Origin of the sequence: Ensifer sp. Root1252 (assembly GCF_001425885.1) — a bacterium.
Lineage (GTDB): Bacteria > Pseudomonadota > Alphaproteobacteria > Rhizobiales > Rhizobiaceae > Ensifer > Ensifer canadensis.
In genome coordinates this window covers 50,318-76,669 of record NZ_LMDT01000019.1, presented here as the reverse complement: position 1 = coordinate 76,669, position 26,352 = coordinate 50,318, and the positions used below count along the sequence as shown (strand labels likewise).

Sequence of the window (26,352 nt, the reverse complement as noted above, 5' to 3'; positions counted from 1 at the left end):
AATTAAACCATTTAACTGTGCCAGTGGTCATGATGAACCCTTTCATAGCATATTGAATGACCGCCGCGCACAAGCGCTGCGGATGAAGATAGCGATTTTTGAAAGGAAGGTTCGTCAGGGCGCAGTTGCTAAATGCGCGGTAACCAAAGTTCAGCAAGCAAATATCGATTTGTCAGAGATATAGACAAAGTATTGATATGTCAACCGTTGGTTTTTTCTTGCCGGGTTTTGCCAATTTTGCGGGTGTTGCGAAACGGCAATTCGGAGCGAAATTTTTTTCGGTGCAGCATATGTATTTTAGGCCGGGAAAGCAGGTGTAACTATTTGGTTGCCTGCAAAAATTTCCGCTTGAGCTAACATCAGCCCGGCTCGGCATAGGGCCGCTCGCGCGGATGATGCAGTCTGCCGCGCTGCGGTCGATGTCTGATTTTGACGGCAACACGATCCACCCTGGCAACAGGCGCTGCCATGGTTCCGTTGCCTGGTTCAGGCGGAGGTCGCGGCTCAGATTGTCGTGGAGACCGCTTCGGCCAGATCGTGCAGACCGATGCTGGCCGACGGGCCGACGAGCACGAAAGACGCGCCGCCGCGCTGCCAGGAAACCATGCCGAGATTGTCGCGGATGCTTTCGGAGAACTTGTCTGACTGCGGGCTGTCGCTGTCCTTGAGGAAGCAGATGGCAAACACGTCGCCATCGGCATTGCGATAGATAAGTTGCGCGACGGGTTTGCTGTTGGCGACGAGCAGACGCGCACCCTCGAAGTTCAGACCCTTGCCGGTGAGGTTGGGAATGGTGAACGGGACGCCGACGCTGGAGGCGAGCCAAGTCTCGATCTTCGGCGCTTCGGAGGCCGGGACCTCGACGAGCCGTTCCTTCTGGCGGGAATAAATGCGGTGGTAGTCGGCGATGTCGTCAAGCCAGGTGCGGGCGGAGGCGACCCTTGTCGGCTCGCCGGCGTGGTTGGCCGTGCCGATGATAAACCCGGTGAAGCCACCGACCAGCACCAGCGCCACGGAAGCAGCCATCACCCGCGGCCAGATGCGCACGCTGCGCACATTGGCGGCAGCGATCGTCACGCGTTCCGCCTTGGGATTGATGCCGGAGCCCTGCTTGATCTGACGCACCAGCGCCAGCGGCACGGGATCATGAAGGAAATCCTCGAATGCCGTGTTGCCGAAGGCGCTGCCGGCCTTCAGCTTTTCAAACAACGCCTTGGCTTCCTCGTCGCGGGCGAGGAGCGTCTCGAGTTCAGTCTTTTCTGCCTCGCCGAGTTCGCCATCGATATAGGCGCACAACCGGACTTCGAGCGCGTGACCTTTTGTTTGCTGCAACGGTCATGCCCTCCTTTCGGTGTTTTCGGAGATCATCGCGGCGAGCCTCAACCGCGCGGTCGACAGCCTGCTCATCACCGTGCCGATCGGGATACCGAGGATATCGGCAGTCTCGCGGTAGCTGTGGCCTTCGACATTGACCAGCAGGAAGGTGCTTGCCAGGCCCTCAGGCATCGAGAGGATCATCTTCTGCAATTGGTTGGCGTAGACGGCTTTCTCGGCGGAGGCCTCGATGCTCAGTTCGTCCTGGTCGGACACGTCGACCGTACCGCTGCCGGTGCGGACTTTCCGTTTGCGGATCTCGTCGATCCAGAGGTTGCGCGTCATGGCGTAGATCCAGCTTTCGAGCCGGCCTTCTCCGTTCCAGAGGTGACTGCGCGTAATCGCTCTTTCGCAAGCTTCCTGGACAAGATCATCGGCATCATGTGCATTGCGCGTCAATGTCATCGCGAAGCGGCGCAATTTGGGCAGCAAGCTGACCAAGTCGCGTCTGAAGTCCTTCGTTTCTGCCGCTGGGCGCATTGCTCTTCCAAATGAAACGTGCGGGATCGTGTCTTTATTCGCCAGGTAATTCCACGGTGAATGATATGAAACATTTGACCGTTAGTCTGCAAGGGAAGTCACGGATCGGAAAGCGAAATCTGCTCTTTCTTTCGCCGTTATCCCAAAAACCCTTGCCGATCCGCATGTCGTCTCGCAGGGCGGTCGTTACCGTAAACTGCAAGGGTGGGCCGGCATTGCGTCAAAGTTCGGCCCGAATCTGATCGGCACTCATCCGCACAACTCCAGGTCGATCACAGAGGACGCGTCAATGAACGAGCATGCATGCGGCGAGAGACGAAATGACGGTCGACCTTCCACAGGGCGACCGCGTGATGGCGGGTGGCGCCCCGCTCCGAAATTCTTGCGGGTGGCCGGCTTGACCGTATCCCTGGCGGGCCTCGCCGGTTGCCAGAGTGCGTCTCTCAGCGAAACCGGTTCGCTGTCCTCCTACAAGGATTTCGTCGCAAGCGACGGGATGGTAACCAAGACCAAGTATCGGGTGGATGCCGCTTCGACCAAGACGGTCAAGACCGTGCATCTGATCCCGACGACCTTTGCCTCCAATGCCGATGTCGGCACCCTCGGCGACCCCCAGAAGAAGCTGGTGGCGACGGCGATCGACCGCTCGCTGTGCGAGGCGCTAAGCGCGCATTTCGATGTCGTTCCGGTGTCGAAGCCGGCGGATATGGCGGTGCGTTCCGTTGTAACGAAGGTGAAAGCCACCAACGCCGTCGTTGCCGGCGTGTCGAGTGTCGCTTCGAAAGTCTCGCCTGTCCCGGTTCCGCGCCTTCCGATCGGTCTCGGCAATCTATCGGTCGAAGCCGAGGCCTTCGATGCCAGAGGCAAACAGATCGCGGGTCTGACCTGGGCGCGGGGGGCAAACATCGTCACCAGCGGTTCGCGCGCGTCGACTGCCGCCGACGCCTTCGAGCTTGCCGGAGACTTTTCCGACGATTTCAGCGCGATGCTGGCAAAGTCGAACGATCCGATGAAGTCCGACTTCGAGCTGCCGTCGATGAAGAACGTCTCGAATAGCGTGTCCTATGCGGTTACCGGCAAATCGACCGATCCCGATTGCGCGGTTTTCGGGCGTGGCTCGGGGGTCACGGGCATTGTCGGCGGCGCGCTGGGCTTGCCGCCGGAATGGACCGAGAAGAAGCGCAACTGAGGAGACGCTTCAAGGATCGATGCCGCGGCTGCCTTCCCAGGTTCGGGAAGGCAGTGGGCATGCATCAATATTGCCTGACGCCGCCCAAAGACTGCAGCAGCGAGCGATAGGCCCAGGTGTCTTCGCCGCCGCGATCGCGAATCTCGACCAGTTGCACGCGGGCATCCTCTACCTGACCCTGTTCGATCAGGGCCTGGCCCATGTAGGAGCGGGCGAGGATATAGTTCTCGTCGGCTTGGAGCGCGCGCTTGTAATACTGCATGCCGAGCTCCATGCGCCCGGCCTTGCGGTTGGCATAGCCGAGATAGTTCAGCACGCGGGCGCTCTTCTGATCCTTGACGGCGCCGAGGACCTTGATGGAGTTCTCATACTGGCCGGCATAGGCAAGCTCGCGGGCGGCCTCGAAGAGGATGTCGTCGCTAAGATCGCTCTTCTTGGCATTGACGCAGGCGTTCTTCTTGGCATCCCAGATCTTGCCGTTGGTGCATTCGCTGCTCGTCTTGGTTTTCTTCGGCGGTTCGCTGGTGTCCTCGCCGGCGGCCATGGCGGTCTGCCCTGCAAAAACGGCCGCGCTGGCGGCAAACAGGGCGCATAGAATGGTCTTGCGGTTCATCATGCCTATCTCCCAACATATGCAATGGCGCCGAGCACACCATTCACGGCACAGAGGATAGATCGCTCTGCCGGTCGTGGGAACCCGAACGGGAGTGTGACGCACGAATAGGGGCATTTATTCGCCCGGCGATGGGATTTCGGCGAAAAGTCGGGCGAGCGGGCCTAGAAGCGGGTGGTTTCGACCAATGTGGCGCCGGTCGCATCGGCGTTGAGCGCGTAGCGCTCGCGGGTGAGGAACCAGTTGCCGGCCTCGCCGGCAATCGTGAACAGATTGTAGGCAGCCTGTGGCTTGTGTCCGCCCGGACCCTGCGACGCCGAGGAGATACCGACGACCGGCACCGGGCCATTCGGGCCCTGCAGCGAGTAGACCGTATTGAGGTGGGTGTGGCCGTGGATCACCAGCTCGGCGCCGCCCGACGAGATCGTTGCCGCAAACCGGCGGATGCCGAGCATGCGCTTGTGCAGCGAGGCGGCGCCGTGGATCGGCGGATGGTGGATCATCACCACGCGGAAAAGACCGGCGTCAGCGGCCTGGCGAAGCAGGTTGACGGTGGCGCGCGCCTGCCGCTGGCCGAAATAGCCGCTGGCGGCAAAGGGCGGCGTCGCGACCGCAGTCGAGCAACCGATCAGCGCCACCGGGCCGCGCACCCGCAGATAGGGGAAGCAGCGATGGCCCTCATGCCACTCGGCCGGTGCGCCATCCGCCCGCATAAAGGGATACCAGGCGCGCGTCGTCTTCTCGTAGGCGCCGGGCACATAGGCATCGTGATTGCCCGGGACGATCGAGATGTTGGCCGGGTCGCCAGCGTCCTCGAGCCAATCGGTCACCGTTGCGATCTCCCGCGACGAGGCGAGGTTCACCAGGTCTCCGGTGATCGCCATATGGTCGGGATCGCGCTTCTCGATATCGGCCATCAGGCAGTCGAGCGTGCCCGTGAACAGGTGCCGGCTGCGGTTCCGGTGCCAGTTGACGAAGCCGGTGATGCGCTTGGAGGCAAGTTCCCTCAAGGAGAGATCGGGCAGGGGGCCGAGATGGATATCGGAGATATGGGCAAGTTTGAACATCGTCCCCGTCTAGCGCATATTCCGGTTGAGGGGAATCATGTCGCCGGATTAATCCGGTCTGACAGTCAATGCGGAAGGATAGGCATCTGAAGCAGGAGCGGCCACCGGAGATGCGACGCTGGTATCTCCGCGTCCTGATGCGCCTGGTGCACGGCTATTACGCGTTGTCGCGCGGCATGACGATCGGCGTGCGTGCCGCTTGCTTCGACGTTGAAGGGCGCGTCTTCCTGGTGCGGCATTCCTACCTGCCCGGCTGGCATTTGCCGGGTGGCGGGCTCGACCGCGACGAGACCGCGCTCGAAGGGTTGCTGCGGGAGTTGCGCGAGGAGGGCAATCTGGAAACGACCGCCCCGCCGACACTGGTACAGGTCTATTACAACAGGCGCACGAGTCGCCGCGATCACGTGGTCTTCTACCGTTGCGACGGCGTGCGCCAGACCTTGCCGAAGGTGCCGGATCTGGAGATCGCCGCGAGCGGTTTCTTCGCGCTTGATGCGCTGCCTGACGATACGACGCCGGCAACGCGCCGCCGGCTTGGCGAGCTTGCGGGCAGCACGGCTTTCGACAGCTACTGGTAGGGCCGGCCGCGCGCCGCCGCACGCGTGAACGCGCGGCGGCGGCTTAAGGCTCTTTTTTTGCGCATGTCATGATCGCAAAACCGCTACACACTTTTGCGCGACATGCGTTAGGCAGCCTGCCGCCCATGCGGCGCATCCAGATCGATGATCGGGCCGACGGGTACGACGCCGGTCGGATTGATCATCGTGTGGCTGCGGTAATAGTGTTCCTTGATGTGGTTCATGTTGACCGTCTCGGCCACGCCAGGCACCTGGTAAAGGTCACGCAGATAACCCTGCAGGTTCCTGTAATCGGCGATCCGGCGGATGTTGCACTTGAAGTGCCCGACATAAACGGGATCGAAGCGCACCAGTGTCGTGAACAGCCGCCAGTCGGCCTCGGTGAGCCTGCTGCCGGTCAGGTAGCGCCGGGTGGCAAGCCGCTCCTCCAGTTCGTCGAGCATGTCGAACAATGGGGTGACGCCTTCCTCGTAAGCTTCCTGGCTCGTGGCGAAACCGGCCTTGTAGACGCCGTTGTTGACCGCGCCATAGATGCGGGTGTTCAGCTCGTCGATTTCGCCTCGCAGTTCCTCCGGGTAGAAATCGTCGTTCGAGCCTGTCAGTTCGTTGAAGGCGGAGTTGAACATGCGGATGATTTCGGCGGATTCGTTCGAGACGATCGTGTTTTTCTGCTTGTCCCACAGGACGGGCACGGTCACCCGGCCGGAATAGGTTGGGTCGGCGCGGGCGTAGACCTGCCAGAGGGCGTGGAAGCCGTAGAGGTGGTCGACAGTGCCGCCATCCTTGCCCTTGAACTCCCAGCCCTTCGTCAGCATCAGCGGATCGACGATCGAGACCGAAATCAGGTCTTCGAGCTTCTTCAGCTTGCGGAAGATCAGCGTGCGGTGCGCCCAGGGGCAGGCAAGCGAGACGTAGAGATGATAGCGCCCGGCCTCGGCCTTGAAGCCGCCCTCGCCGGATGGGCCTGCCGACCCGTCGGCGGTGATCCAGTTGCGAAACTGCGATTCGCTGCGCTTGAAATGGCCTTTCGTCGCCGCCGTGTCATACCAGACGTCCTGCCAGATGCCGTCTACAAGCCTGCCCATGGGCGATCTCCTTTGTCGTTTCGTCGTTCATAGATAGCGTCTTTGCCGGTCTTCGATAGGTATCGATTTCTGAACAGTGCGTTTTGGGCTTTGACATCGGGCAATTTTCTGGTATCGGCGATTTCAGAAAATTTCTCTGTGTCCGGAACGAACCGTACTCATGACCTTCTCGGGAAACCTGCGACGACGCTGATGCTGCCAACGCCCTCTTCGGGTGACGCCATCCCCATGTCCGTTCGTATGCCTGGTTCCTGATCCCATGAAAAAGCACGACCTCGTCTACCTGACCGAAGACGCGTCCCATGACGCAGCCATCGAAATCATCAACGAAGAAGCCTTTGGCCCCGGCCGGTTTGCCCGGGCGGCTGCGCGCATTCGCGAGCAGGGGCCGCACGATCGGTCGCTGTCCTTCATCTGCGCCGACAATGGCGGGACGATCGCCTCGGTCAGGATGACGCCTGTGATGGCCGGTTCGATCAAGGGCCACCTGCTTGGACCGCTTGCTGTCAGGCCGTCGCACAAGAACATGGGCATCGGCCGGGAACTCGTGCGCATCGCCGTGGAGGCGGCACGGCGGAAGGGGTCGCAGGCCGTCATCCTCGTCGGCGATCCGCCCTATTATCAGCCGCTCGGCTTTGAAAAGGTCCGTTACGCCGCACTGGAATTTCCGGGCCCGGTCGATCCGGCACGGGTGCTGGTGGTGCCGATGGCTGAAGGCGTTCACGCCGGCCTTGCCGGCGTCATCGGCTGGCGGGACGACGCGGCCGCCCAGGACGCGGCCGAGTTGGCCGATATCGAACTGGCGCTTGCCGTTTGATGGCCTTCGGGCCTTACTGCGAAACCAGCAGCTTTTTCAGGAAGACGCGGCTGCGGCCCGGTGGAAAGTCGGGCAACTCGCCGAAGGTCTCATAGCCCTGGCGCTTGTAGGCGCGCAGCGCCTGCGGGTTGAACGTGTCGATCCAGGCGCCGTGGCAGCCGCGACGAATGGCCTCTTCCTCGGCCGCCGTCAGCAGCTTGCCCGCAAGGCCCTGTCCGCGCAGGTCTTCCGGTAGCCACAGCCATTGCACGAACAACCAGCCCCAGGCGGTGTAGCCGCTGAGGCCGCCGCGTTTGCCCGCCGCATCGGGTCCACCGACGAGCACTGCCAGCGGCCGCCGCTCGGATGGGCCGACATCGGCGGCGTTGAACGCCGTCAGCCCGTTGCCGATCGCCTCGAGTGCTTCGGCCGGCGGTGCGTCGGTGATCTCGAACATCACTGCTCCTCCTTTGCCAGCCGTTTGGCTATCGGTTCGAATTCCGGTGTCGCCGTGCGCTTGACCGGATCCGGCGTGCCGGCGTCGATCGCGTCCCAGTATTTCCAGTGGACCTTCTTCGATCCCAGTTCGTAGTCCATGCCGTCCCAGCTGTCTTCGCGGAAGCTGTAGAAGGCCCAGTGCAGGCTGTTCTTGTCGAGCGTCGTCAGCACGTCTTCGAGGTAAGCCTTGCAGCCGGTCCAGCGGCGCATGCAGCCGAACTCGCCGGCAACGACGCGATTGAGCGGTATGCCCTTGTCTTTCGCCCATTGCACCGGTTGGTCGAGATAGGATGCGACCCGCGCCTTGTCCCAGTCCTCATCGCCTTCGCCGAAGGGCACCTTGCCGGGATAGGTATAGGGCTTCTCGCGCTTCATGTTGGGTGCGCTCGTCGCGGCGTAGGGCTCATACATGTGGAAGCTGTAGACCACCTTCTGGTCGCTGAGGCCCGACGGCCAATAGGTGAAGCCGTCGGCTGCCGCGTACCATCCGGCGTCGGCCATGATCGGGGTGGCCGGATCGACCTCGCGGATTGCGGCGATGACCGTTTCGTAGAAGGCCACGAGGTCGGATGCGCTGCCTTTCTTGCCGGCATACCAGTCGAGCATCGCCTTCCTGTCGGCATGCTCGGCAAGGCCGTTTTGCTTTTCAGGCGCCGGTTCGTTGATGATGTTGTAGGCGGCAACGCCAGGATGATCCCTAAGTTCGCGCGCGAGATCGCGCCAGAAGCTTGCGGCCTCAGCCCACCAGGCCTTGTCTTGCCAGATGCGCCCATCGAACTTGTTGCCGTTGTTCTGCGACCAGCGCATGCCGGGCAGCGACAGGGGAGTGATGACGACCTTCAACCCGGCCTTGTCGGCCCGGTCGAGCGTTTCCTTCAGCATCTTAAGGTCGGCCGCAGGAATGCCCTCGTATTTGTCGGCATCGCCGATCAGATAATCGCGCTTGGCCGGCTTCCACTTGTCGTAGGAGAGCCGGACCCAAGTGGCGCCGTAACCGGACAGCGCCTTGAAATAGGCCTCGTCCGGCGGCAGCCGGTTGAAGCTGTTGCCGCCGTGCTGCGGCTTGTCCCAGAAGCCGATGAGATCGGCCGCATGAGCGGGCCCGGTGACGACAGAACCGGCTACGGTGAGAGCGAGGAGGGAGGAGACGATCAAACGCATGTACAGGGCTCCTAAAAACTATCCCTGCGATTTCGACAGTCATTGTGGCCTAAATCAGGAACGGCGCATGCTGAAGACGTCGAGCCGGCTTTCACCCACATCGTTTTCGTCGAGCTGCCAGCCGCCGCGTTGATAGAATGCTCGCTTCTCCGGCAAGGAGCAGAGATGCACGCTCTCGACGCCGGTGGCCAAAGCCGCGTCCGCGGCATGGCGAACGATGCTCGCGCCGATGCCGAGTCCACGAAAGGTCGGCTCTACCCAGACCGCCGCGACCCAGGGACGAAGTGCCGGCCGCTCGTCGAGATCGGATTCGATTACCGATGCGGTGCCGATGAAGGTCGCGCCGCGATGGGCGACGATGGCAAACGGGATGTGGTGGTCGCCAAGGCTTCCGGCAACCAGTTCGGCGATATGGCCAAGCGGAAAGCCACGCGGCTCCCACCAGGCCCGCCAGACACGGTCGGCGATATCATCGGCGAAATAGGGCACATCGCGCAGGTTGCTGATGGCGACGCTCGGATCGGTCATCGACCCTCGCGGTACCAGGTCGCCGATATCAGGAAGAGCAGGACGGCAAGGCCGAAGAGACCGGTAAACAGCGACAGCGAGTTGATGCCCCTGAGCACGGTTTCATCCGTCATGCGCAGCGACAGCCGCTGGTCGTCGGCGACACGGACGGCGCCGCGCACCGGCAGGATCGATGGCAGGTCGATGGCGCCATCGGCACTTGCCAGCCGGCGCACAAGCCCCTTGGTCTTGTCAGCCCAGGGGCGCAGCTTGTCCTCGGTCGAGATCGCCGCCCTGAACTCCGGTGCGTCGACATTGCCGACATGCACAAGCGTCGTCAGTTCGTCGTTGGCGACTTCGAACAGGCCGGTTTCCGTGGTCTTGATTTCGGCGCTGTAAAGACCCGGCTCGCGCTGGGCGAGCGTCAGCTCCTCGGTCTTGCCGGACGGGTAGGTGAGGGTCGCATGGCCGGGGTCACCTTCGATGGTCTGACGGGTGATCTCCAGCGTGCGGCCGGCGGCACGCGCGGTCAGCGCTTCTTCTTCCAGCGCCGGCTCCTGCATCAGCCAATGGGCGGTGCGGCGATAGAGCGAGACGTGCGGACCGCCGCCCTCGAAACCGCGCGCCCAGAGCCAGCCCTGGTCGGACAGCAGCATGGCGACACGGCCCTTGCCGACGCGGTTCAGCACCAGCAGCGGCTTGCCGTCAGCCGCTTCCATCACGGTCTGACCGAGCGGCCTGTCGACGTCGACGGTGCGGAACCAGCGGCCCCACTGCGGCGGTTCGCTTGCCGCACCTTCGAGGCCACGGGTGACCGGATGCTTCTTTCCCTCGTCCGACAGGCGGGGGTAAAAGCCTTTTTCATTCATCACGCCGGTCGGGTTTGCCGGCAGCACGGCCGACAGGGGCGTTGCGGCAATGGAATCGTTGCCGGCATGTTCGGGACCGGCGGCGATCAGCAGCGCACCGCCGTTCTGAACATATTGCGCGATGTTGTCGTAGTAGAGGATCGGCAGGACGCCGCGGTGCTGGTAGCGATCGAAGATGATCAGGTCGAACTCGCTGATCTTGTCCACGAACAGTTCGCGCGTCGGAAAGGCGATCAGTGACAACTCGTTGATCGGGGTCCCGTCCTGCTTTTCCGGCGGGCGCAGAATGGTGAAGTGCACGAGATCGACGGCGGCATCAGATTTCAGCAGATTGCGCCAGGCGCGCTCGCCCGCATGCGGCTCGCCGGAGACGAGCAGCACGCGCAGGTTCTCGCGGATGCCGTCGAGCACATGGACGGCACGATTGTTGGTCTCGGTGACTTCACCGGGGACGCCGTTGACCGCGAATTCGAGAATGTTGTTGCCGCCGCGCGGCACGGTGAAGCTGAAGGGCACGTCAGTGCCGGGCTCGACCACTTCGGTTGCGATCTCGTTGCCGTTGAGGCGGATGGTCACCTGCGCGGTTCCGCCCGGTGCCGCACCGTCATCAACGACGCGGAAGGACAGCTTCTGCTGTTCGCCGACGATGCCGAAACGCGGCGCGCTGACGATCTCGATGCGGCGGTCGAACTCATCCGGCTTGCCGCTGATCAGCCCATGGATCGGCGCGTCGAAGCCGAGCTTCTGGTTGATATCGGGGACGTCGTGGATCTGGCCGTCGGTGATGAAGATCGCACCGCCGACCCGTGCCGGCGGCACATCGGCAAGCACGGAGGTCAAGGCGGAGAAGAGCCGCGTCGATGGCGCTTCGCTCTCTTCGCTGTCGGCAGCCTCGACGATGCGGGTCTCGATCTGCGGGAAGCGCGACAGCCGGTCCTTGAGATCGGCAAGCGCCTTGTCGGTCTGCTCGCGCCGGCCGGCATAGTCCTGGCTCTGGCTGCGGTCGACGACAACAGCGACGATGGTCGACAGCGGCTCGCGCTCCTCCTGGAAGAGGATCGGATTGGCCAGTGCCAGGCAGAAGGCGGCAAGGGCTGCGGCACGCACCCAGGCTCCGCGCACGCCGCGCCAGATGCCAAGCGCAGCCAGAATTGCGGCTGCAACGGCAAGCACCGCCAGATAGGGCCAGGGGATGAAAGGCGAGAAGTCGGCGGTCATCGATCGGCCCTCATTGTCCGAGCCGTTCGAGCAGGGCCGGCACGTGCACCTGGTCGGCCTTGTAGTTGCCGGTCAGCATATACATCATGATGTTGACGCCGGAACGGAAGGCGTATTCGCGCTGCATTTCGTCCGGCGGCACCGTCGGCAGCAGCGCGACGCCATTGGCGTCCACCGCCCAGGCGCCGGCAAAGTCGTTGCCGGTGATCATGATCGGCGTCACGCCGTCGCCCGAGCGCGCTGGGCGGTTGCTTGGCTCTTCGCGATTGTCGAGCTGCGCCTCGATCCAGAGCGGGCTGCCGGTATAACGGCCTGGGAAGTTCGCCAGCAGGTAAAAGGCCTTGGTCAGCACGTGGTCGGTAGGAACCGGCTCCAACGGCGGGATGTCGAGGTTGGCAAGGATCGCCTGCAGCCTCTCGGTGTTGGGGCTGGTGCCACCGGATGACGCGCCGAGCGAGGAGAACTGGTCGCGCGTGTCGAACAGCACCGTGCCGCCGGCGCGCATATAGGCGTCGATGCGGCTGACGGCCTGTGGGCTCGGCATCGGCGCCGAGGCGGAGACCGGCCAGTAGATGATCGGGTAGAACGAGAGCTCGTCCTTGGTGATATCGAGGCCGACGGGCGTGCCGGGCTCCAGCGTGGTGCGATAGGTGAGGAAGTCGGTGAGCCCCGTCAGCCCGCGCTCGGACAGGCGGTCGACTTCACTCTCACCGGTCACCACATAGGCCAGATGCGTGGTGTCGAGGCGCTCGAGAATGGCGGCGTCTTCCGGTCGACTGTCATCGGCCAGACTATCCGGCGGCGAAACGAGAAAGGCGCTTGCCGCCAGCAACAGGACCGCGGTCATGGCCTTTGCTGCGCGCAGCCGCGAGAAGGCCCCGCCCATGAACAACACGATCAGCGCGTCGACGAGCAGCAGCAGCAGGGCCAGTGTGAACAACGCCGGCTTCAGCGACCAGCTCTCGGACCCGGCCAGTTGCTGGGCGGTGTGAGCGCCGGCGGCCGTCATGTCGATCGGCTGCAGCTCGGCATTGCGTGGCAGCAGGTTGAGCGCGGTGAAACCGTCTTCGGAGCCATAGAGACCCGGAGGGTTTTCCGGTGTGGCGACCGGCACCTTGCCGGGGATGACGTCGAGCGGCCGGGCGTTGCCGGTCTCGGCCACGAGCACGCCGTCGGCATTGAGCAGCCGATAGGGCGCGAGCGTCTGCTGTTGCGCCTTGCCCTCGTTGGCAACGCCGCCGCCGCGCGAAAGCTGGACGCTGCGGCGAAGCATTTCGACGAAATCGCCCGAGATCGGCAGGTTCGACCAGGTGGCCTCGGCGCTGACATGGAAAAGGATGATGCGACCGGCGCCGTGAGCTGAGGTCGTTACCAGCGGCGTGCCGTCGGCAAGGCTTGCCCAGGTGCGCTCGGCAAGATCGGAGGTCGGCTCGGCCAGCACCTGCCGCTTGACGAGAATGTCTGTCGGGCGTGCCATGCCGGCAAACGGGCTGTTTCCGGGGTAGTCGGCAAGCGGCTGCGGTTCGGACCAGGACAGCGCGCCGCCAAGCGCGCGTTCACCCTGGCGCAGCGTCACCGGCACGAGCGGATCGTCTGCGGGGGCAGCGGCAAGCCGCGGGCCGGCAAAGCGGATGAGCATGCCGCCATTATCGATCCACTTCGACAGCTTCGGATAAATCTCCTCCGGCAGCCGGCCGATATCGGCCATGATCAGTACGGACGGCTTCTGCTCCAACAGTTCCGGAATGGCGACGGCGAGATCCGTCTCGTGCGGTTCGACGAGATCCGCATAGGGGGTGAGCGCACGGTTGATGTAGTAGAGCGGCGATAGCAGCGGCTGCGACAGGTCGCGGGCCTCGCCGCTCAGCAGGGCGACGCGGCGACGGCGGAAGCCATCGTCGAGCAGATGCACGCTGCCGGCGGTCGCTGCATTCTCGATGCCGATGCGGGCAAAGTCGTTGCGCAGTTCGAAGGGCGCTTCGATGCTGCCCTTGGCAACGCCTTCGCCCGAGGCGAAGGCGATCTGTCCATCGGCGATCGCGCGCCCACGCGTATCGTAGGCGACGATCGGCAGGGTCAGCGCGCCGTCCTTGCGCAGGCGCGTTGCCGTCACCGACATGCCGGTCGAGCCGTTGCTGGTATCGGTCAGCGCTACGGTGCGGCTACCATCGGCCTCGACGACCCGCAGTTCGGCAGCTCCCACGTCAGCAAGCGCTGCCATCGTCTTCTGATCCGCAGCCTCGATGCCGTCGCTGACGAAGGCGAGCGTGCCGGGATTCGTGCCCTCAAATGCGGTTTTCAGCGCGGCTATCGCCTGGGCTCGGTCGACGGCAAGGGGAATGGGGGCGGCAGCGGCAAGCCTGTTGCGCGCGGTTGCTGCCGAGCCTGGCGTGGCGTCGTGCTGGCGATCACCGGTGAAGGCGATGGAGACTGCAAGGTCGCGCGCTTCCGCGTCGTCAATCAGCGTGCTCACGGCATCGACGCGCTGTTCCCAGTCGGTGGCGGTTGCCCAGCTGTTGTCGACGACGATCGCCAGCGGGCCGCCGGTAGCAAGTGTGTTCTGACGCGGGTTCACGACGGGATCGGCGATCGCGAGGATGACGGCGGCCGCCATCAGCATGCGCAGCAGGGTCAGCCACCACGGGCTTTTCGATGGGGTTTCCTCGCGCTTCAACACGGAGGCGAGAATGCGCAACGGCGGGAACACTTCGGCCGCCGGTTTCGGCGGCGTCATGCGCAACAGCCACCAGATCACCGGCAAAGCGATCAGGGCTGCCAAGAGTGCCGGATTGGCGAAGAGGAAGGGAAGGCCGGTCATAGCTGGCCTCCATGCGTAGCGCGTCCTGGCATGCCGGACAGATACATGTGGACGGCAACCAGCGCCTCGGAGGCGGGCCGATCGGTCCTGTGCGGCGTGAAGGTCCAGCCGAGATGGCGCAGCGTGACGCCGAGGCTTTCGCGGCGGGCGAGGTAGGCGCGCTGATAGTCCTCGCGCAGGACCTCGGCGCGGCCGGCCGTCAGTTTCTGGCCGGTTTCCGGGTCGCTGAATTCAGTCCGCCCGGCATAGGGGAAGACTTCCTCCGCCGGATCGGCAACCTCGACGACATGACCGCGCAGGCCGCGGCGGGCGAGCGGGCCCAGCCGCTCCATGATCCTGTCGGTCGGATCGAGAAAATCGCCGATCAAGACGAGATCGCTGGCGCTGCGGATCATCCCCGTCTCGGGCAGCCCTTCGGAGAGCGGGCTCAGCATGATCGCGGTTGCCAGCCGTTCGGCGGCGTTGCGGGCGGAGATCGGCTCCATCACGCCGGGGCATCCGATGCGTTCGCCGGAGCGGGCGAGGATTTCGGCGAGCGCCAGCATCAAGACCAGGGCCCGGCTTTCCTTTGACACCGAACCGAGCGTTGACTTGTACATCATCGACGGAGACAGGTCGGCCCAGAGCCAGATGGTGTGGGCCGCTTCCCATTCGCGGTCGCGCACATAGGTATGGTCGTCGCGGGCCGAACGGCGCCAGTCGATGCGCGACAGGCTTTCGCCGTCGCTATAGGGGCGAAACTGCCAGAAATTCTCGCCGATCCCGCGCTTGCGCCGCCCATGCCAGCCGGAGATCACCGTATTGGCGATGCGGCGGGCCTCGACCAGGCAGTCAGGAACGAGCATCGCGCGCTGCTGCGCACGGGAAAGAACCTCACCAGCGGGGGTACGCGCAACTATGTGCCCGATGGAGGCCATTCTTTATCCCTTGGCTTGCTTCACCAGCTCGGCGACGACATCGCGCACGGTCATGCCTTCGGCACGGGCAGCGAAGGTCAGCGCCATGCGGTGCTGGAGAACGGGCTCGGCGAGCGCCAGAATATCGTCGATCGACGGCGCCAGGCGACCGTCGTAGAGCGCACGGGCGCGGGCGCAGAGCATCAGCGCCTGTCCGGCGCGCGGACCCGGGCCCCAGGCGACGTTCTTGTCGGTGGCGGCATTGCCGTTGCCGGGGCGGGCGGAGCGCACGAGATCAAGGATGGCATCGACCACCTTCTCGCCGACCGGCATCTGCCGGATCAGGCTCTGGATCTGCTGCAGGCGGGCGGCGTCGATCACCGGCCGGGCCGAGGCCTCCGTGACGCCGGTGGTCTCAAGCAGGATCTGTCGTTCGGCGGCAAGCTCGGGATAACCGACGTCAACCTGCATCAGGAAGCGGTCGAGCTGGGCTTCCGGCAGGGGGTAGGTGCCTTCCTGCTCCAGCGGGTTCTGGGTGGCCAGCACGTGGAACGGCTGCGGCAGGTCCTTGCGGGCTCCGGCAACGGTGATGTGATACTCCTGCATCGCCTGCAGCAGCGCCGACTGCGTGCGCGGCGAGGCACGGTTGATTTCGTCGGCCATCAGCAGCTGCGTGAAGATCGGACCGGGGATGAAGCGGAAGGAGCGGTGGCCGGCGGCATCCTGGTCCATCACTTCCGAGCCGAGAATGTCCGATGGCATCAGGTCGGGCGTGAACTGCACGCGGCTGGAATCAAGGCCGAGAACGGTGCCGAGCGTCGCGACCAGCTTGGTTTTCGCAAGGCCGGGAACGCCGACGAGAAGGGCGTGGCCGCCGGACAAAACGGCAAGCAGCGTCTGCTCGACCACGTTCTCCTGACCGAAGATGACCTTGCCGACTTCGGCCCGCACGAGCGCGATCTCCGCGAGCGCGTTTTCCGCCGCGGCAACGATCGCCCTTTCGTCGGTCGCTTCCGTGGCGCCCTTCATCACACTCATGGTCGTACTCCCCGGTCGCCCGTTGTTGAACCGAATCGCCCCGCGGGGGATTTTCAGTTGCCTTATTCCAATTTAGACCCTGGCTGACGGCTGACAAGTCGCCGCAGACGCACTATCTCGTGACAGCATACACGCCGCATCTCGCGACGACATACACGCCTCCGGTGCAAAATCGGGGCCAATCGGGACGGAACGATGGCAGAAGCCGAAATTCAGCGAACCGGGGACGCGGCCGGACTGGCGGCCCTGATCGCGCGTGCGGCCGGCCAGACGGGCGACCGCACGCGTGGCCTGCCGCCGGTGGAGCGCTGGAATCCGCCGTTCTGCGGCGATATCGACATGGAAATCCGCGCCGACGGCACCTGGTTCTATCTGGGCACGCCGATCGGCCGGCAGCCACTGGTGCGGCTGTTCTCCACAGTTTTGCGCAAGGACGAGGATGGCGTCACCTATCTGGTGACGCCTGTGGAAAAGGTGGCGATCCGCATCGTCGACGCGCCCTTCGTTGCCGTCGAAATGAGCGTGACGCAGGCGGACGGCGTGCAGGGGCTGACCTTTCGCACCAATGTCGGTGACGTTGTCGAGGCCAGGCCGGAGCATGCCCTGCGTTTTGTCATTCATGGCGAGAACCGCGAACTGAAGCCGTACCTGCACGTGCGCGGCCGGCTCGAGGCGCTGGTTTCCCGGCCCGTCATGTACGATCTCGTCGAACTCGGCGAGACCGTGGTGGTCGACGGCGTCGAGATGTTCTGCGTGCGCTCGGGTGGGTCCATCTTCCCGATCATGAAGGCTGCCGAACTGGAAGCGCTGTCGCGATGAACCGGCATCCCTATTCTGCCGACGAATTTCGCCGCCGGGCCCTGACCCAGATGGGCGGGCCAGTGGAAAGCGCGTGGCGGGAACACGGAGATTTCCTGCTCAATCCCAGTATCGTGCCGCATCTTGAAACCCTGCATCTGAAGGATGCGGCCGTGCTGGTGCCGGTGGTCGACGACGGCGAGGATGCGCATGTCATCTTCACCCAGCGGACCGCAAGCCTGCGCAAGCATTCCGGCCAGGTGGCGTTTCCCGGCGGCGCGGTCGACCCGGAGGACCGCTCGATCGAGTCCGCCGCCCTTCGCGAGGCGCAGGAGGAGATCGGTCTTGACCCGCGGTTCGTCGAGACGATCGGACGACTGCCGCACTATATGGCGTTGTCCGGTTTCAAAATCACGCCGGTTCTGGCGGTGGTGCAGCCCGGCTTCGAGCTGGTGCCCAACCCCGACGAGGTCGAAAGCGTCTTCGAAGTGCCGCTGTCCTTCCTCATGAACCCCGGAAACCATGGGCGTGGAAGCGGCCACTGGCAGGGTGAAGACCGGCATTTCTATCGCATGCCCTATGGCGACAGGAATATCTGGGGTATCACCGCCGGCATCGTCCGAATGCTTTATGAAAGGCTTTATGCATGACCTCGGTTGCCGGTGAGAGCTGGTTTTCGGCTCCATCCCTTCGTCGCGTCTTCGATCTCCTGAATGTCGAGGGCGGGGAGGTGCGCGTCGTCGGCGGCGCCGTGCGCAACAGCCTGATGGGGGTGCCGGCCGGCGATGTCGACATGGCCACCACCTGGCATCCAGACGAGGTCGTTGCCCGCGCCAAGGCAGCCGACATCAAGGTGGTACCGACAGGCATCGACCACGGCACGGTGACGCTCGTCATCGACGGTACGCCCTATGAGGTGACGACGCTGCGCCGCGATGTCGCGACCGACGGGCGCCGCGCTGAAGTTGCGTTCGGAACCGACTGGAAGGTGGATGCCGAGCGGCGCGACTTCACCATCAACGCGCTCTACGCGGACCATGAGGGCGAGGTCGTGGACGACGTCGGCGGCCTTGCCGATATTAAGACCCGCACTTTGCGCTTCATCGGCAATGCTGCCGAGCGGGTGGCCGAGGATTATCTTCGCATCCTGCGCTTCTTCCGCTTCTTCGCCCATTACGGCAACGGTCGCCCCGATGCCGATGGCCTGAGGGCCTGCGCCCAGGCGCGTTCCAAGCTGTCGACACTTTCGGCAGAGCGGGTTTGGGCCGAGACGAAGAAGCTGCTTTCAGCCGAGGACCCGGGCCGGGCGCTGCTCTGGATGCGCCAGGCGGGCGTGTTGACCGAAATCCTGCCCGAGACCGAGAAATGGGGCATCGACGCCATTCCGGAACTGGTTGCTGCCGAGAAGGCCTTTTCTTGGGCACCGGATCCACTGCTGCGCCTTGCGGCAATCGTGCCGCCGGATGAAGATCGGCTCGAAGCCATGGCCGCGCGGCTGCGCCTGTCGAAGGCCGAGGCAGCGTATTTTTCGCGCTTTGCGAATGCGCCAGCGCTACCGGCAAAGACTGTGGATGCGGCGCTCGATCGCTTGCTCTACCGCCACGGCGCTGAGGGGATTTCCGTCCGGCTTCGCCTCGCGCTCGCCTCGGCCAGACGCAAGTCCGAAAACGATCCGGCCTTGCTTGCCGAGACGGCGGCGTTCCAGCGCCTCTTGACGCGCACCGAGGCATGGAAGCGCCCGAGCTTCCCGCTGACGGGCGCCGATGTGCTGAAGGCCGGCATCCCCGCCGGGCCTCGCGTCGGCCAGATCCTCGGTGAGCTGGAGGCCCTGTGGGTAGACCGCAATTTCAGTGTCGACCGGGCAAACCTTGTCGCCCGCCTCGAGACGATGGTGCCGCGCGCGTAAAGCGCGTGGCGCGCGACCATGTTAGAGGTAGATGACCGATCTTTCCTGGCACCAACTGCCGGTATTGAGCAAGCTGTGGGCTCGTAGAGCGAGGGAGCCGAGAGGCTGTTACTTGGTCGGCCTCACCAGCGAGACGACCCGTGGCTTCGATGGGGCGTCCAGCCATTCGATCCATTTGTCCCTTTCCTCGAGCGTGTCGAAGAACCGCCAGAGCTTGTACTCTTCGTCGGTGGTCTGCAGCATCTCGCCGATGGATACGAGCTCCAGAGGCAGCATTACCTCGTTGCCGTCGAAGCGAATGAAGTAAATCCCTTCGGCAGCGAGGCGAATAACTTGACCCGTGCCGTAACTTCCATCGGGATCGTCGACCGTGAAGTACATGCCGGTCAAAGTGTCAAAAACTTTGTCGTTCATAGGTTCCGAATGCCAGTTAAAAAGAATGAGGGCATGAGACGTTGGCGCAGCCCACCGGTAAACGCAAGAGATCGCCATACAGGTAAGGACAACAGGCCACGTGCTATAGAGCGTGAGCACCGCGCGGGTCAAATCTTCCTTCGCGTCATTGCCATAGCATAGGGATCGGCGAATGCGGTGCCGTGTGCCTCAGATCCAGACCTGGATGACGGTCACGGTCAACTCGGCCTGAAAATCCAGATCGGGCGGCTCGCCGGGACAGACTTGGTCCCTCGCACCGGTTCGATGCGACGCACCATCATTCGGTGTCAGGGCAAACGGCACGCGTCGCGGGCGTTGTCATTGCAAGACCCGCGCGCGTTCGGAGTAGATGTAGTTTCGTCAGGCGGCCTTGGTTTCTTCGACGATGCGGGCCTTGATGTTATCGATCATGTTTTCGCGGATCATCGTTTCACCGTGGGCCTGGCGCATGTGTTCCACCACGCGGCGGACGATTTCGGCGTCGTTATCGGCGCGGGTGTGCCATTCGCACCCCGGGACAAGAGAACCGCATTCAAACAGGCGCATGATGTTCCTCCTTCCGATGTGGGCTCAACGTGAGGCATGCGGCGCGCGCATCTCCTCCGCGTGCCATGGGCCTCAGCGTAGCATCAACCCCCGGCACGACCAAATTGTTCCAGCCATCCGTGCGGCAGAAACCGTTATAGACATGCGGGTCGATGGTGTTATGGGTTTGCGGTAACAAGAGACACAAAGGCCTTCTTTGCCCATGACCACTACCGTTCAATCGGAACTGATCGCCGCCATCCGCAACATTCCGGACTATCCGAAGCCGGGCGTCATGTTCCGCGATATCACCACCCTGCTCGGCAATCCCAGGGCGTTCCGCCGTGCGATCGACGAACTGGTGCACCCCTATGCCGGTACCAAGATCGACAAGATCGCCGGCATCGAGGCGCGCGGCTTCATTCTTGGCGGCGCGATCGCCCACCAGCTTTCCTCCGGCTTCGTGCCGATCCGCAAGAAGGGCAAGCTGCCGCACGACACGGTGCGCATCGCCTATAGCCTCGAATACGGCGTCGACGAGATGGAGATGCACAAGGACGCGATCAGCCCGGGGGAGAAGGTCATTCTGGTCGACGACCTGATCGCGACCGGCGGCACAGCGGAAGCGGCCGTCAAGCTGTTGAAGCAGATGGGCGCCGATATCGTCGCGGCCTGTTTCGTCATCGACCTGCCGGAACTCGGTGGCCGCAAGAGACTCGAGGCGCTCGGCGTCAATGTCCGCACGCTGATCGAATTCGAAGGTCACTGACACCGCTCAGGCGCGGTTGATCGTCGGCAGCATCAGTTGCACCTCGCGCTGCGTTGCCGGCGTCAGTGTTTCCACCTCTTTCCGCCAGAAGGCGTCGGCTTCCGGCGGTTCGTCTTCCCAGCTTCTGATCGAGGTTTCGTTATCGTCGATGGCCACGCGCCGGTGGCCGCCGAGGCGAAGATATTCCTCCGCCAGTTCGCGAACATGGGTCTTTTCCATCGATAGCCCTCCGTTCCTTTCTGTCGAAGTTCCCACGCGTGCTGGCCTTTCGGCCACTGGCGCGGAACTCTGAAGGTCCGAACGGATTTTACGCCCAAATCGTTCCTGATTTAAGGAATAACGGGGACGCGCGTCGTTTGGACGGGCGACGGTCGCTCAACAGAGCGTTTCCGGGTTAACCGGAGTTACGGAAACGCTCTATCTCTTTATTTCCAAGCATTTCTTGACTGAAAGCCTCTTGGCGTTTTTCCTGGAGATGCCCTGGCTAAACGAACTCGATGACCTTGCTTTCGAAACGGATGACCGCCTCGCCGTGCTGGTTTTCGCCTTCGCAGAGGATCGTGTTGATCCGCCAGCCCGGCCGCGAAGCGAGCGTGCGGCTTTCGAGGAACGTGACGGCATAGGTCACGGTATCGCCGGCATAGACCGGCTTCAGCCATTTCAGATCCCGGAAGCCGGGCGAGGGGCCGAGCCGTGGCGCGTGCAGGCCTTCGGCCGCAAGCCGCCGCTGTTCGTCCTTCCAGAACCGGACGAAACACTGCATCCATCCGGCCGCGGTGTGCCAGCCGGAGGCGCATAGACCGCCAAACAGCGAATGCCGAGCCTCTTCCGCGTCGAGGTGGAACGGCTGCGGATCGAAGTCACGGGCGAAGCGGACGATATCCTCGGCGGTAAAGGCCAGGGTGCCGATGACGGTCCTGCGACCGGTGGCGTAAAACTCCTCCATCGTCATCATTAATTCTGACCTTTGTCGCGGCAGCGGAAGAGCACGGTACATTCCGAAACCGCCACCGGTTCGCCGGTCTGGTTGACGATTTCGTTGCGGAACTTGACGATGCCGAGGCTCGGCTTGGACTTCGACCGGCGCGCTTCGAGCACCTGGCTGAAACCGGTGAGCACGTCGCCTGCTATCACCGGCTTCTTCCAGTCCATGAAATCGATGCCGGGAGAGCCTTGAGACGAAGAATGGCCCATGAAGGCGTCGAGCATCATGCGCATGCCGACGGCGCTGGTGTGCCAGCCGGAGGCAGAGAGGCCGCCAAGGATGCTGAGTTTGCCAGCTTCCTCGTCGAGATGCATCGGCTGCGGGTCGAATTCACGGGCAAAGGCGATCATGTCCGCAGGCTTCATTTCGACCGGCTTGTAGTCGAAGCGTCGCCCTTCGGAAAAATCCTCGAAATACAGCATGCTGAGTTGTCCCGTCTGATTTGCTGACGCTTTACGTACTGCATAATTTCTCAAACCGGAATCGATTTAAGCGGGAAATTAAGCAGTGGCTTTCAAACGTTAGAGCGTGCCTCATTCGTCATCTCTGACCTGTGGCGCTCTCGTGTCGGTTGATGCCACCGTATCGTGGAATTTCCAGGTTGCGCATGCCGATTGTTCATGCAACCACCTGATTTATGGGTGTATCGACCGGCTTTTGATTGAGGAATGCTCGTGACCGAACTGAACAGGGCGCTCGCAGGCGCTGCCGAAAAAGGGATCATCTCTGCCCGTCAGGTGAGCGATCTCGAAGCCTATCTCGCTGACCGTGGCATCAGCTTCGGGCCGGTGGCACCGGATGCTGCCGCCGACCGGGACGATGCGGCGTTCGATGCCCGCGCCGCCGAAGACAGCGAACAGCCGCGGTTCGTCAGGGGATTTCACGATATCCTGATCACGATCGGCGTCGTTGTCGTGCTGATCGGCCTCTGGGGCTTGGGCGGCCCATTCGTAACGCTGCCGGTCATTCTTGGGCTCGCGGAAATCCTGGTGCGGCGCCAGCGGCTGGCGCTGCCGTCGGTGGCGCTGACGGTTGCTCTCGTGCATTGGGTCGGGACGACGTCACTGTTGTTCGTGAGCGAGCATGATGATGCCTGGAAGCCGATGGTCTTTGCACTCGCCTATCTATCAGCGTTCCCGATCCCGCTTGGTCTGTTCTACTGGCGCTATCGCGTTCCGCTGGCGCTGGCCGGTCTGATGGTGTCGGTCGCACTCATCTGCGTGGTCGCGATCCTTCTTGCCTTCGAGAGGAGCTTGGGGATCGACCTCGCCAACGACGACCATTTCATGCTTCTCGCGCTCACCGTTCTTGTCGGAGCCCTGGGTCTCTTTGCGACCGCCATGCGCTACGACGTTTCCGATCCACAGCGTGTGACGGCGCGCTCCGATACGGCGTTCTGGCTGCATCTGGCCGCCGCGCCCGCATTGCTCTACTCGCTGATCGGTCTGGTCTTCGTGTCGAACGGCCGCGGCACGTGGTGGGACGGGCAGGCCGGGCTTGGCCAGGCGATTGCCGCCATTCTGATCGTTGCCCTGTTCATGCTGGTCGGATTGGTCATCGACCGCCGCGCCTTCGTCACTTCAGGGCTGTTGTCGCTCGGAGGCGCGATCTGGACGATGCTCAACCAGACCGGCGCGTCGCTTGACAACTACGTCTTCGTTGCCTTCGCGGAGGTCGGCGTCACCGTGCTTTTCATCGGCATTTTCTGGCAGAAGCTGCGGCGCATTGTCATGAACCTGTTGCCGGAAATGATTACGGCGCGGTTGCATGCCGCGCCGTAATATCGGGTAACGCGCGTTGCGATCTTTCAGATCGCTTTCTGCGCTTTAAGCTCTTGTTCTTTGCGCATGTCGTTATCGCAAAACCGCAGCACACTTTTGCGCGACATGCTTCAATGGCTGCGCGCGTGAAGCGCGCCTCATCTCATTGTCTTACGTGTTGAAGCGGAAGTGGATGACGTCGCCGTCCTGGACGACATATTCCTTGCCTTCGTCGCGGGCCTTGCCGGCTTCCTTGGCGCCGACTTCGCCGCCGAGCGCAATGTAATCGTCGAAGGCGATGGTGTTGGCACGGATGAAGCCGCGCTCGAAGTCGGTGTGGATGACGCCGGCGGCCTGCGGTGCCTTGGTGCCGCGCGGGATCGTCCAGGCGCGCGTTTCCTTCGGACCGACCGTGAAATAGGTGATGAGATCGAGCAGCTTGTAGCCGGCGCGGATCAGGCGGTCGAGACCAGCCTCCTCGAGACCGAGCGCGCTCAGGAACTCCTTGGCTTCCTCTTCCGGCAGCTGCGCCACTTCGGATTCGATCGCCGCCGAAATCACGACGCTTTCAGCGCCTTGGGTCTTTGCCATTTCGGCAACCGCGCGGGTGTGCTCGTTGCCGTCGACGGCATCGCTTTCCGCGACGTTGCAGACGTAAAGCACGGGATGGGCGGTCAGGAGATTGAGGCCCTGCAGAATGCGCAGTTCTTCGGCATCAAGCTTGGCAAGCAGCGTGCGCACCGGCTTGCCGTCCTGCAGCAGCTTCAGCGACGCGTCCATGATCGGCAGCTGTGCCACCGAATCCTTGTCCTTGCCGCCGGCGCGCTTGCGGGTCTGCTCGGTGCGGCGCTCCAGGCTGTCGAGGTCGGCGAGCATCAGCTCGGTCTCGATCGTCTCGGCATCGGCGACCGGGTTGATGCGGCCTTCGACGTGGGTGATGTCGTCATCTTCGAAGCAGCGCAGCACGTGCACCACCGCATCCACTTCGCGGATGTTGGCGAGGAACTGGTTGCCGAGGCCTTCACCCTTCGACGCGCCGCGCACCAGGCCGGCGATGTCGACGAAGGAGATGCGCGTCGGGATGATTTCCTTCGACTTGGCAATGTCGGCCAGCTTGCGCATGCGCGGATCGGGAACCGCGACTTCGCCGGTGTTCGGCTCGATCGTGCAGAACGGATAGTTGGCAGCCTGAGCCGCCGCCGTCTTGGTGAGTGCGTTGAAGAGGGTGGACTTGCCGACGTTCGGCAGCCCGACAATACCGCATTTAAAGCCCATGGCTAAAACCTGTCGTTCTCGAATTCGTTGGGCGTGGCTATGGGATAAAGGAGCCGAACGGTCAAGCCTTCGCGCGTTTCGGCGCGGTGAAGGAGCGGGCTTTTGCTTGATTGGCGGTGTCTGGCGTACGATATTGAGTGGCAGCGTCCTGGGGCCGGATGGCCAACCGCGACCGCCTTCCTGTCATCAACGGGTGGATTTCCGATGAGTGACGACGATCTTGCCGCAAAACCGAAGCTGAAGCCGAAACCGAAGCTGGAGCGGCCGAAGCTCTACAAGGTCATTCTCGTCAATGACGACTACACGCCGCGCGACTTCGTCGTCATGGTACTGAAGGCCGTGTTCCATATGAGCGAGGAGGCGGGCTACCGGGTGATGATGACGGCGCACAAAATGGGGGTTTCCGTCGTTGTCGTCTGCGTGCGCGATATCGCCGAGACCAAGGCAAAGGAGGCGACCGACCTCGCCAAGGATGCCGGCTTCCCGCTGATGTTCATGACCGAGCCGGAGGAGTGACGGTCAGGGGCGGCGGATCTGATAGCCGGTCTTGTCCTGCCGGAAGCCACAATTTTCGTAGAAACGCAGCGTCGCGGGATCCTTCGACCCCGTCAGCAGCATGACTTTGTAGCAGCCGGCGCCCACGCATCGCCGATGGCATGCAGGATCAAAGCGCGGGCAAAGCCGCGCTTGCGAAAGGCGGCCGAAGTGACGACGTTTTCGATGAGAGCGTAGGGTGCGCCGCCCCGCGTCAGGTTCGGCACGACGACCGACGTGACCGATGCGGCGGCGACATCGCCGGCAAACCCGATGAAGACCGTCATGCCGGGTTGTGCAAGGATTGCCTGAAAGCGATCGGTGGCGAGGGTTGTGTCGAGCGAAGGGTCGTCCGGGTTCAGTTCGCCATAAAGCGCAAGAAGTCCCGGCAGATCGTCTGCCGATGCCGCACGGATCGCGAAGGGCAGGGGCGACACCTGTCAGTCGCCCTTGGGGCCGAACAGCTTCTTCAGCATGTCGGCCATCGGACCGCTCGTAGGCAGCTTCTTCGGCTGAGCCGAATTGCGCGCCTGATGGATATGGGATTGCGCGCCCTGCTTCTTTTGCGCCTGCGGCTTGTCCTCGTCCGGCTTGCCGCCGGTCGCAAGCGCGATCTTGTTCAGAAGCTGCGAGTCCTCACCGCGCACCAGCATGTCGGCATTGTCGGCGATGGCGTCGAGCAGCGGCACCAGCCAGGTCTGGTCGACCTTGGCGAAATCGCCGAGCACATGGGCGTGGACGAGGTCCTTGACGCCAGGATGGCCGATGCCGAGCCGCAGACGGCGATACTCCTTGCCGCAATGGGCGTCGATCGATTTGATGCCGTTGTGGCCGCCGTGGCCGCCGCCGACCTTGATGCGGGCTTTTGCCGCCGGCAGATCCAGCTCGTCATAGATGACGGTGATATCCTTCGGATGCAGCTTGTGGAAGCGCATGGCTTCGCCGACCGCCTCGCCGGAGAGGTTCATGAAGGTCTGCGGCTTCATCAGCAGAACCCGTTCGCCGCCGATTTCACCCTCGGCGATCTCGGACTTGAATTTCTTCGACCAGGAGGAAAAGTTATGGCGGCGATGGATGACGTCGACAGCCATGAAACCGATATTGTGGCGGTTTGAGGCATATTTCGAACCTGGATTGCCAAGTCCTGCAATGATCAGCATGTCGTTACGCTCCGTCGG

28 protein-coding genes and 2 pseudogenes are annotated in these 26,352 nt (G+C 63.1%); 10 read left to right on the top strand and 20 right to left on the bottom strand.

All coding sequences use genetic code 11. The features are described from left to right. Positions 1–184 (top strand): annotated as a pseudogene (locus ASD02_RS39405) (hypothetical protein); the annotation flags it as partial. 320 nt (positions 185–504) lie between these two features. On the opposite strand, the gene ASD02_RS19765 reads toward ASD02_RS39405, so the two are convergent. Together ASD02_RS19765 and ASD02_RS19760 are read right to left on the bottom strand one after the other, a co-directional pair. Then, on the bottom strand, positions 505–1,332 hold the full coding sequence (locus ASD02_RS19765; protein ID WP_025427962.1) for an anti-sigma factor: 828 nt from the start codon (positions 1,330–1,332) through the stop codon (positions 505–507). A 3-nt stretch (positions 1,333–1,335) separates the two neighbouring features. After that, positions 1,336–1,854, bottom strand: a complete 519-nt coding sequence (locus ASD02_RS19760; protein ID WP_025427961.1) for an RNA polymerase sigma factor — start codon at positions 1,852–1,854, stop codon at positions 1,336–1,338. Positions 1,855–2,251: 397 nt separating this feature from the next. Here ASD02_RS19760 and ASD02_RS19755 point away from each other — a divergent pair, with 397 nt between their 5' ends. Further along, positions 2,252–3,043, top strand: a complete 792-nt coding sequence (locus tag ASD02_RS19755; protein WP_158268960.1) for a DUF3313 domain-containing protein — start codon at positions 2,252–2,254, stop codon at positions 3,041–3,043. Positions 3,044–3,107: 64 nt separating this feature from the next. Here ASD02_RS19755 and ASD02_RS19750 read toward each other — a convergent pair whose 3' ends face one another. Together ASD02_RS19750 and ASD02_RS19745 are read right to left on the bottom strand one after the other, a co-directional pair. Then, positions 3,108–3,656, bottom strand: coding sequence for a tetratricopeptide repeat protein (locus tag ASD02_RS19750; RefSeq protein ID WP_038577333.1), 549 nt, complete (start codon positions 3,654–3,656; stop codon positions 3,108–3,110). Between the two features lie 164 nt (positions 3,657–3,820). Further along, on the bottom strand, positions 3,821–4,723 hold the full coding sequence (locus tag ASD02_RS19745) for a metallophosphoesterase (protein WP_025427958.1): 903 nt from the start codon (positions 4,721–4,723) through the stop codon (positions 3,821–3,823). 110 nt (positions 4,724–4,833) lie between these two features. Between ASD02_RS19745 and ASD02_RS19740 the strand changes: the two genes are divergently transcribed. Continuing rightward, positions 4,834–5,301, top strand: a complete 468-nt coding sequence (locus ASD02_RS19740) for an NUDIX domain-containing protein (protein WP_107027893.1) — start codon at positions 4,834–4,836, stop codon at positions 5,299–5,301. Between the two features lie 107 nt (positions 5,302–5,408). On the opposite strand, the gene ASD02_RS19735 is transcribed toward ASD02_RS19740, so the two are convergent. Beyond that, positions 5,409–6,386: a glutathione S-transferase family protein gene (locus ASD02_RS19735; protein ID WP_038576325.1), complete on the bottom strand. Its 978-nt coding sequence runs from the start codon at positions 6,384–6,386 to the stop codon at positions 5,409–5,411. A 259-nt stretch (positions 6,387–6,645) separates the two neighbouring features. Between ASD02_RS19735 and ASD02_RS19730 the strand changes: the two genes are divergently transcribed. Continuing rightward, positions 6,646–7,203 carry an N-acetyltransferase gene (locus ASD02_RS19730; RefSeq protein ID WP_057221065.1) on the top strand — a complete coding sequence of 186 codons (558 nt, stop codon included), beginning with the start codon at positions 6,646–6,648 and terminating at the stop codon, positions 7,201–7,203. A 13-nt stretch (positions 7,204–7,216) separates the two neighbouring features. Here the strand turns inward: ASD02_RS19730 and ASD02_RS19725 are convergent, their stop codons facing one another. Genes ASD02_RS19725 through ASD02_RS19695 form a run of 7 tightly spaced genes read right to left on the bottom strand, consistent with a single transcriptional unit; the run spans position 7,217 to position 16,187 of the window. Then, complete coding sequence (locus ASD02_RS19725; RefSeq protein WP_025427955.1) at positions 7,217–7,639, bottom strand: GNAT family N-acetyltransferase; 423 nt, start codon at positions 7,637–7,639, stop codon at positions 7,217–7,219. Continuing rightward, positions 7,639–8,841, bottom strand: coding sequence for a cellulase family glycosylhydrolase (locus ASD02_RS19720; protein ID WP_025427954.1), 1,203 nt, complete (start codon positions 8,839–8,841; stop codon positions 7,639–7,641). The genes ASD02_RS19725 and ASD02_RS19720 overlap by 1 nt, the downstream gene beginning before the upstream one ends. Before the next feature lie 54 nt (positions 8,842–8,895). Further along, a complete protein-coding gene (locus ASD02_RS19715; RefSeq protein ID WP_038576313.1) occupies positions 8,896–9,369 on the bottom strand; it encodes a GNAT family N-acetyltransferase in 474 nt (157 codons plus the stop codon). Further along, complete coding sequence (locus ASD02_RS19710) at positions 9,366–11,435, bottom strand: membrane protein (protein WP_025427952.1); 2,070 nt, start codon at positions 11,433–11,435, stop codon at positions 9,366–9,368. Before ASD02_RS19710 ends, ASD02_RS19715 begins: the two co-directional genes overlap by 4 nt. A gap of 10 nt (positions 11,436–11,445) precedes the next feature. Beyond that, the gene (locus ASD02_RS19705) at positions 11,446–14,253 is read right to left on the bottom strand and encodes a DUF4159 domain-containing protein (protein WP_025427951.1); all 2,808 of its coding nucleotides are present in this window, start codon (positions 14,251–14,253) and stop codon (positions 11,446–11,448) included. Then, positions 14,250–15,170, bottom strand: a complete 921-nt coding sequence (locus ASD02_RS19700; RefSeq protein ID WP_025427950.1) for a DUF58 domain-containing protein — start codon at positions 15,168–15,170, stop codon at positions 14,250–14,252. The genes ASD02_RS19705 and ASD02_RS19700 overlap by 4 nt, the downstream gene beginning before the upstream one ends. Positions 15,171–15,173: 3 nt before the next feature. Beyond that, positions 15,174–16,187, bottom strand: a complete 1,014-nt coding sequence (locus ASD02_RS19695; protein WP_025427949.1) for a MoxR family ATPase — start codon at positions 16,185–16,187, stop codon at positions 15,174–15,176. A 195-nt stretch (positions 16,188–16,382) separates the two neighbouring features. Here ASD02_RS19695 and ASD02_RS19690 point away from each other — a divergent pair, with 195 nt between their 5' ends. The 3 genes from ASD02_RS19690 to ASD02_RS19680 are packed head-to-tail and all read left to right on the top strand — an operon-like array spanning position 16,383 to position 18,891. Next, positions 16,383–17,006 (top strand): DUF1285 domain-containing protein, encoded by a 624-nt coding sequence (locus ASD02_RS19690; RefSeq protein WP_057221064.1) that lies wholly within the window; start codon positions 16,383–16,385, stop codon positions 17,004–17,006. Beyond that, a complete protein-coding gene (locus ASD02_RS19685) occupies positions 17,003–17,635 on the top strand; it encodes a CoA pyrophosphatase (RefSeq protein WP_025427947.1) in 633 nt (210 codons plus the stop codon). The genes ASD02_RS19690 and ASD02_RS19685 overlap by 4 nt, the downstream gene beginning before the upstream one ends. Next, positions 17,632–18,891: a CCA tRNA nucleotidyltransferase gene (locus tag ASD02_RS19680; RefSeq protein WP_025427946.1), complete on the top strand. Its 1,260-nt coding sequence runs from the start codon at positions 17,632–17,634 to the stop codon at positions 18,889–18,891. The genes ASD02_RS19685 and ASD02_RS19680 overlap by 4 nt, the downstream gene beginning before the upstream one ends. Positions 18,892–18,999: 108 nt before the next feature. Here ASD02_RS19680 and ASD02_RS19675 read toward each other — a convergent pair whose 3' ends face one another. Further along, positions 19,000–19,305: a hypothetical protein gene (locus tag ASD02_RS19675; RefSeq protein WP_025427945.1), complete on the bottom strand. Its 306-nt coding sequence runs from the start codon at positions 19,303–19,305 to the stop codon at positions 19,000–19,002. A 381-nt stretch (positions 19,306–19,686) separates the two neighbouring features. After that, positions 19,687–19,872: a DUF1059 domain-containing protein gene (locus ASD02_RS19670; RefSeq protein ID WP_025427944.1), complete on the bottom strand. Its 186-nt coding sequence runs from the start codon at positions 19,870–19,872 to the stop codon at positions 19,687–19,689. 202 nt (positions 19,873–20,074) lie between these two features. Here ASD02_RS19670 and ASD02_RS19665 point away from each other — a divergent pair, with 202 nt between their 5' ends. After that, positions 20,075–20,620: an adenine phosphoribosyltransferase gene (locus ASD02_RS19665; protein ID WP_025427943.1), complete on the top strand. Its 546-nt coding sequence runs from the start codon at positions 20,075–20,077 to the stop codon at positions 20,618–20,620. A 6-nt stretch (positions 20,621–20,626) separates the two neighbouring features. Here the strand turns inward: ASD02_RS19665 and ASD02_RS19660 are convergent, their stop codons facing one another. The 3 genes from ASD02_RS19660 to ASD02_RS19650 all read right to left on the bottom strand — a co-directional run bounded on the left by ASD02_RS19660 (position 20,627) and on the right by ASD02_RS19650 (position 22,027). Beyond that, positions 20,627–20,839 carry a hypothetical protein gene (locus tag ASD02_RS19660; protein WP_025427942.1) on the bottom strand — a complete coding sequence of 71 codons (213 nt, stop codon included), beginning with the start codon at positions 20,837–20,839 and terminating at the stop codon, positions 20,627–20,629. Positions 20,840–21,104: 265 nt separating this feature from the next. After that, positions 21,105–21,575, bottom strand: a complete 471-nt coding sequence (locus ASD02_RS19655; RefSeq protein WP_025427941.1) for a MaoC family dehydratase — start codon at positions 21,573–21,575, stop codon at positions 21,105–21,107. Beyond that, positions 21,575–22,027, bottom strand: coding sequence for a MaoC family dehydratase (locus ASD02_RS19650; protein WP_025427940.1), 453 nt, complete (start codon positions 22,025–22,027; stop codon positions 21,575–21,577). The genes ASD02_RS19655 and ASD02_RS19650 overlap by 1 nt, the downstream gene beginning before the upstream one ends. A 252-nt stretch (positions 22,028–22,279) precedes the next feature. Here ASD02_RS19650 and ASD02_RS19645 point away from each other — a divergent pair, with 252 nt between their 5' ends. Further along, on the top strand, positions 22,280–23,386 hold the full coding sequence (locus ASD02_RS19645) for a hypothetical protein (protein ID WP_063978380.1): 1,107 nt from the start codon (positions 22,280–22,282) through the stop codon (positions 23,384–23,386). Positions 23,387–23,536: 150 nt separating this feature from the next. Here ASD02_RS19645 and ychF read toward each other — a convergent pair whose 3' ends face one another. Further along, positions 23,537–24,640 (bottom strand): redox-regulated ATPase YchF, encoded by a 1,104-nt coding sequence (ychF, locus tag ASD02_RS19640; RefSeq protein ID WP_057208775.1) that lies wholly within the window; start codon positions 24,638–24,640, stop codon positions 23,537–23,539. 204 nt (positions 24,641–24,844) lie between these two features. Between ychF and clpS the strand changes: the two genes are divergently transcribed. Continuing rightward, positions 24,845–25,156: an ATP-dependent Clp protease adapter ClpS gene (gene clpS, locus ASD02_RS19635; RefSeq protein WP_025427937.1), complete on the top strand. Its 312-nt coding sequence runs from the start codon at positions 24,845–24,847 to the stop codon at positions 25,154–25,156. Positions 25,157–25,159: 3 nt separating this feature from the next. Here clpS and ASD02_RS19630 read toward each other — a convergent pair. Beyond that, a pseudogene (locus ASD02_RS19630) lies at positions 25,160–25,611 on the bottom strand (GNAT family N-acetyltransferase). A gap of 3 nt (positions 25,612–25,614) precedes the next feature. Then, positions 25,615–26,334 (bottom strand): aminoacyl-tRNA hydrolase, encoded by a 720-nt coding sequence (gene pth, locus ASD02_RS19625; protein ID WP_025427935.1) that lies wholly within the window; start codon positions 26,332–26,334, stop codon positions 25,615–25,617. Between the last annotated feature and the right edge of the window lie 18 nt (positions 26,335–26,352).

What these genes read in the sequence shown, in the direction of transcription:
- ASD02_RS19710 (WP_025427952.1), bottom strand. Translation starts at nt 11,435, where the DNA reads ATGACCGCCGACTTCTCGCCTTTCATCCCCTGGCCCTATCTGGCGGTG.
- ASD02_RS19750 (WP_038577333.1), bottom strand. Translation starts at nt 3,656, where the DNA reads ATGAACCGCAAGACCATTCTATGCGCCCTGTTTGCCGCCAGCGCGGCC.
- ASD02_RS19670 (WP_025427944.1), bottom strand. Translation starts at nt 19,872, where the DNA reads ATGCGCCTGTTTGAATGCGGTTCTCTTGTCCCGGGGTGCGAATGGCAC.
- ASD02_RS19745 (WP_025427958.1), bottom strand. Translation starts at nt 4,723, where the DNA reads ATGTTCAAACTTGCCCATATCTCCGATATCCATCTCGGCCCCCTGCCC.
- ASD02_RS19720 (WP_025427954.1), bottom strand. Translation starts at nt 8,841, where the DNA reads ATGCGTTTGATCGTCTCCTCCCTCCTCGCTCTCACCGTAGCCGGTTCT.
- ASD02_RS19690 (WP_057221064.1), top strand. Translation starts at nt 16,383, where the DNA reads ATGGCAGAAGCCGAAATTCAGCGAACCGGGGACGCGGCCGGACTGGCG.
- clpS (WP_025427937.1), top strand. Translation starts at nt 24,845, where the DNA reads ATGAGTGACGACGATCTTGCCGCAAAACCGAAGCTGAAGCCGAAACCG.
- ASD02_RS19660 (WP_025427942.1), bottom strand. Translation starts at nt 20,839, where the DNA reads ATGGAAAAGACCCATGTTCGCGAACTGGCGGAGGAATATCTTCGCCTC.
- ASD02_RS19685 (WP_025427947.1), top strand. Translation starts at nt 17,003, where the DNA reads ATGAACCGGCATCCCTATTCTGCCGACGAATTTCGCCGCCGGGCCCTG.
- ASD02_RS19705 (WP_025427951.1), bottom strand. Translation starts at nt 14,253, where the DNA reads ATGACCGGCCTTCCCTTCCTCTTCGCCAATCCGGCACTCTTGGCAGCC.
- ASD02_RS19760 (WP_025427961.1), bottom strand. Translation starts at nt 1,854, where the DNA reads ATGCGCCCAGCGGCAGAAACGAAGGACTTCAGACGCGACTTGGTCAGC.
- ASD02_RS19655 (WP_025427941.1), bottom strand. Translation starts at nt 21,575, where the DNA reads ATGATGACGATGGAGGAGTTTTACGCCACCGGTCGCAGGACCGTCATC.
- ASD02_RS19650 (WP_025427940.1), bottom strand. Translation starts at nt 22,027, where the DNA reads ATGCTGTATTTCGAGGATTTTTCCGAAGGGCGACGCTTCGACTACAAG.
- ASD02_RS19715 (WP_038576313.1), bottom strand. Translation starts at nt 9,369, where the DNA reads ATGACCGATCCGAGCGTCGCCATCAGCAACCTGCGCGATGTGCCCTAT.
- ASD02_RS19700 (WP_025427950.1), bottom strand. Translation starts at nt 15,170, where the DNA reads ATGGCCTCCATCGGGCACATAGTTGCGCGTACCCCCGCTGGTGAGGTT.
- ASD02_RS19680 (WP_025427946.1), top strand. Translation starts at nt 17,632, where the DNA reads ATGACCTCGGTTGCCGGTGAGAGCTGGTTTTCGGCTCCATCCCTTCGT.
- pth (WP_025427935.1), bottom strand. Translation starts at nt 26,334, where the DNA reads ATGCTGATCATTGCAGGACTTGGCAATCCAGGTTCGAAATATGCCTCA.
- ychF (WP_057208775.1), bottom strand. Translation starts at nt 24,640, where the DNA reads ATGGGCTTTAAATGCGGTATTGTCGGGCTGCCGAACGTCGGCAAGTCC.
- ASD02_RS19735 (WP_038576325.1), bottom strand. Translation starts at nt 6,386, where the DNA reads ATGGGCAGGCTTGTAGACGGCATCTGGCAGGACGTCTGGTATGACACG.
- ASD02_RS19740 (WP_107027893.1), top strand. Translation starts at nt 4,834, where the DNA reads ATGCGACGCTGGTATCTCCGCGTCCTGATGCGCCTGGTGCACGGCTAT.
- ASD02_RS19695 (WP_025427949.1), bottom strand. Translation starts at nt 16,187, where the DNA reads ATGAGTGTGATGAAGGGCGCCACGGAAGCGACCGACGAAAGGGCGATC.
- ASD02_RS19675 (WP_025427945.1), bottom strand. Translation starts at nt 19,305, where the DNA reads ATGAACGACAAAGTTTTTGACACTTTGACCGGCATGTACTTCACGGTC.
- ASD02_RS19665 (WP_025427943.1), top strand. Translation starts at nt 20,075, where the DNA reads ATGACCACTACCGTTCAATCGGAACTGATCGCCGCCATCCGCAACATT.
- ASD02_RS19730 (WP_057221065.1), top strand. Translation starts at nt 6,646, where the DNA reads ATGAAAAAGCACGACCTCGTCTACCTGACCGAAGACGCGTCCCATGAC.
- ASD02_RS19725 (WP_025427955.1), bottom strand. Translation starts at nt 7,639, where the DNA reads ATGTTCGAGATCACCGACGCACCGCCGGCCGAAGCACTCGAGGCGATC.